Annotated in this window: 1 rRNA gene; it reads left to right on the forward strand. The window is 54.9% G+C overall.

Annotated features, from left to right (window positions below):
- Nucleotides 1–143: 143 nt before the first annotated feature.
- Nucleotides 144–1,843, forward strand: a 23S ribosomal RNA gene (locus tag WFK95_RS24670); the annotation flags it as partial.

The following is a 1,843-nucleotide window of genomic DNA, read 5'->3' on the forward strand; positions in this document are numbered from 1 at the left end:
TTTGGTGTGGTTGTTGTGTTATGTTTCTGTAATTTTACATGTTTCTGTGTAAGCATTTTGTTGTGTTTTATTTGGCGCTTCGTCATGGAGCATATGCTGATGCGAGAGTGTTTGTGTCTTGTGTTTGGTGTGTGTTTTGTGTGTTGTAAGTGTCTAAGGGCGCACGGTGGATGCCTTGGCGCAAGGAGCCGATGAAGGACGTGGGAGGCTGCGATATGCCTCGGGGAGCTGTCAACCGAGCTGTGATCCGAGGATTTCCGAATGGGGAAACCCAGCACCAGTCATGTGGTGTTACCCGCCGTTGAATATATAGACGGTGTGGAGGGAACGAGGGGAAGTGAAACATCTCAGTACCCTCAGGAAGAGAAAACAATAGTGATTCCGTGAGTAGTGGCGAGCGAAAGCGGATGAGGCTAAACCATGCACATGTGATACCGGGTAGGGGTTGTGTGTGTGGTGTTGTGGGGTTCATCTTTCCAGCTCTACCTGGCTGGACAGCAGTAAGAAAGTGTCATGTTAGGTGAAGTGGCCTGGAATGGTCCGCCGGAGAGGGTGAGAGTCCCGTAACTGAAAACGTGGTGCCTGTTGTGATGGATACCCGAGTAGCAGCGAGCCCGTGGAATTTGCTGTGAATCTGCCGGGACCACCCGGTAAGCCTGAATACTACCTTGCGACCGATAGCGGACAAGTACCGTGAGGGAAAGGTGAAAAGTACCCCGGGAGGGGAGTGAAATAGTACCTGAAACCGTGTGCTTACAATCCGTCAGAGCCCTCATCGTGGGGTGATGGCGTGCCTTTTGAAGAATGAGCCTGCGAGTCAGTGCTCGGTGGCGAGGTTAACCCGTCTGGGGGTAGCCGTAGCGAAAGCGAGTCCGAATAGGGCGTTTGAGTCGCCGGGTCTGGACCCGAAGCGGAGTGATCTACCCATGGCCAGGGTGAAGCAGCAGTAAGATGTTGTGGAGGCCCGAACCCACTTAGGTTGAAAACTGAGGGGATGAGCTGTGGGTAGGGGTGAAAGGCCAATCAAACTCCGTGATAGCTGGTTCTCCCCGAAATGCATTTAGGTGCAGCGTCACGTGTTTCTTGCCGGAGGTAGAGCTACTGGATGGCCGATGGGCCCTCACAGGTTACTGACGTCAGCCAAACTCCGAATGCCGGTAAGTGAGAACGTGGCAGTGAGACTGCGGGGGATAAGCTTCGTAGTCGAGAGGGAAACAGCCCAGATCGCCGGCTAAGGCCCCTAAGCGTGTACTAAGTGGAAAAGGATGTCCGGTCGCGAAGACAACCAGGAGGTTGGCTTAGAAGCAGCCACCCTTGAAAGAGTGCGTAATAGCTCACTGGTCTAGTGGCTGGGCGCCGACAATGTAGCGGGGCTCAAGTACACCGCCGAAGCCGCGGCACTCACACCTTTGGTGTGGGTGGGTAGGGGAGCGTCGTGCAGCCGTAGAAGCAGCAGGGTGACCTAGTTGTGGAGGCTGTGCGAGTGAGAATGCAGGCATGAGTAGCGAATGACACGTGAGAAACGTGTCCTCCGGATGACCAAGGGTTCCTGGGCTAGGTTAATCCTCCCAGGGTGAGTCGGGACCTAAGGCGAGGCCGACAGGCGTAGTCGATGGACAACGGGTTGATATTCCCGTACCCGTGTCAGATCGCCCCTGATGAATCAGTTGTACTAACCGTCCTGAAGCCGCGAGATCACCTTCGGGTGACGAGCTGGTGGATGCACGGGACCTCGGCTGGTAGTAGTCAAGCGATGGGGTGACGCAGGAAGGTAGTGGGGCCAGTCAGTGGTTGTACTGGTGTAAGCCTGTAGGGCGAGATCTAGGCAAATCCGGATCTCATA

The sequence above is a fragment of the Tsukamurella sp. USMM236 genome (assembly GCF_037148755.1).
Taxonomy (GTDB): domain Bacteria; phylum Actinomycetota; class Actinomycetes; order Mycobacteriales; family Mycobacteriaceae; genus Tsukamurella.